We start from the raw sequence: 1,544 nt of genomic DNA on the forward strand, positions 1-1,544 counted from the left end.
GCGACGATTACGATTCTTTTCCGAGATTATCAATTAATCATTGGCTCTGTCATGCGGTTAATGTTTTTCCTTTCAGGTGCTGTGATGGACGTGACAGCACACCCGGATTCCTTACTTACCAAAGCATTGAAGTTGAATCCCATCGTATATGTGATCGAAGGGTTCCGGGACGCCTTTCTTTCCCGGGAATGGTTTTTCCAAGATGTCTGGTGGTCGCTTTATTTTTGGGGTGTGACACTGCTTGTTCTAGGGATAGGTGCGATGTTGCATCTGCAATTTAAAGACCGCTTCATGGATTATTTGTAGAGGAGGAAAAACGTATGCCAGAAACAATCGTGCACTTAAAACAAGTAGCCAAGCAATACAGTATGCTGGCCAGCCAGTCCAAACAGCTGCTTTCTATCTTCCAACCCGCCGAAGAAAAGCCGTCTTTCTTTGCGCTGCGCGATGTATCGTTTGCGGTGAAAAAAGGCGAGACAGTCGGTTTAATCGGGCTCAACGGTTCTGGGAAATCGACCTTATCTAACATCTTGGCTGGTATTATTTTACCAACATATGGTGACATGCATATCCGCGGAGAAGTATCACTGCTTGCCATTGGCGCAGGATTGAAACCGACACTTTCCGGCATGGAAAATATTCGGATGAAGTGCTTGATGCTCGGTTATTCCACACAAGAAATCGAACAGATGATTCCAGCCATCACCGAATTTGCGGATTTACAGGGTTTTATTCATCAGCCGATTAAGCGTTACTCCAGTGGGATGAAAGCACGATTAGGTTTTGCGATTGCGGTCCAAATCGATCCAGATATCCTCATTATTGACGAGGCCTTAGCCGTTGGTGACACGACATTCTATAAAAAATGCACCGATAAAATCGCCGAATTCCAAGCGGCTGGAAAAACCATTTTTTTCGTGAGCCATTCGCTGAGTCAAGTACAAAATCTGTGTGATCGTATCATCTGGATTCATTACGGAGAAGTGCGTCTTGATGGTCCCGCACAAGAAGTGGGGCTTGAATACAGCAAATTTGTTCATCAGTATAATAAATGGTCCAAAGAAGAGAAACAGGCCTATCAAACAGAGTGTAAACAACGACAGATGGACACTAGCCTTCATCAAGAACAACCAGCCTACCCATCCCAAAAAGAAGGCACAGGCTCGCAACGGGGCACGCTGTGGTACTTGAGTGCGCTTTGGATACTCGTCCTAGTCAGTGCGATGTTGATGGAATCCAGCCATTTGGCAACCAAAGTATATGAAATAATCGCGAGTTTTTGGAATTTTTCCTAAGGAGCTTGCAGTAAGGTGGAGACAATGAAAAAAAGAGTTTTAGTAACAGGCGGTGCCGGATTTATTGGGTCCCATGTCTGTGATACCTATGTGGCGGACGGCTATGAGGTGTTGTGCGTAGATAATTTATCTTCTGGCAAACGTGCGAATATTGCGCATCTGCTCGATTCTGCGCATTTTCAATTTGTGGAAGCAGATATCACGCATCCGGAAGCCATGGCCGCGCTTTTTTGCCAGCTTTCAACCGAC

Annotated in this window: 3 protein-coding genes; all 3 read left to right on the top strand. The window is 45.4% G+C overall.

What is annotated here, in order from left to right; genetic code table 11:
* On the top strand, positions 1 to 306 hold a 306-nt coding region (locus PRIP_RS15815; RefSeq protein ID WP_036102616.1), incomplete at its 5' end, for an ABC transporter permease.
* Positions 307 to 320: 14 nt separating this feature from the next.
* Positions 321 to 1,295: an ABC transporter ATP-binding protein gene (locus PRIP_RS15820; protein ID WP_052008998.1), complete on the top strand. Its 975-nt coding sequence runs from the start codon at positions 321 to 323 to the stop codon at positions 1,293 to 1,295.
* 24 nt (positions 1,296 to 1,319) lie between these two features.
* A partial coding sequence (locus PRIP_RS15825) for an SDR family NAD(P)-dependent oxidoreductase (RefSeq protein ID WP_149023866.1) occupies positions 1,320 to 1,544 on the top strand: 225 nt, incomplete at its 3' end.

This window comes from Paenilisteria riparia FSL S10-1204 (assembly GCF_000525995.1).
GTDB classification, from domain to species: Bacteria; Bacillota; Bacilli; order Lactobacillales; family Listeriaceae; genus Listeria_A; species Listeria_A riparia.